The following is a 428-nucleotide window of genomic DNA, read 5'->3' on the forward strand; positions in this document are numbered from 1 at the left end:
TCAAATGATCTTCTTTTTAAAATGGGACTTGAATTGGGAGGAAATAGAGGTTCAGCAATTAGTCGCTATGTTGGACTACCGGTTAGCTCCTCCACTATGTTAAGAGTGATTCACGGAGTAGATATACAACCTAAGGCTTTAACATCTGGGGTAATTGGCGTAGATGACTGGGCATTCAAAAAAGGAAGTACCTACGGAACCGTTATTGTGGATTTAGAACGGAAAGAAGTGATAGATTTACTTCCGGATCGTGAATCGGATACGCTAGCAGAGTGGCTGAAAAATCATCCAGAAATAAAAGTAGTATCCAGAGATCGCTATGGTCCATATGCTTTAGGTATAAAAACAGGTGCCCCTGATGCCATTCAGGTAGCCGACCGCTTTCACCTAATTATGAACTTAGGGGAAGCAGCTAAAAAAGTCTTCCA

General features: G+C 41.6%; 1 protein-coding gene. It reads left to right on the forward strand.

Features of this window, described 5'->3' with window-relative positions:
- Positions 1 to 96: 96 nt before the first annotated feature.
- On the forward strand, positions 97 to 428 hold a 332-nt coding region (locus tag GOQ16_RS17325), incomplete at its 3' end, for a transposase (RefSeq protein ID WP_204987523.1).

Origin of the sequence: Sphingobacterium bovisgrunnientis (assembly GCF_009829085.1) — a bacterium.
Lineage (GTDB): Bacteria > Bacteroidota > Bacteroidia > Sphingobacteriales > Sphingobacteriaceae > Sphingobacterium > Sphingobacterium bovisgrunnientis.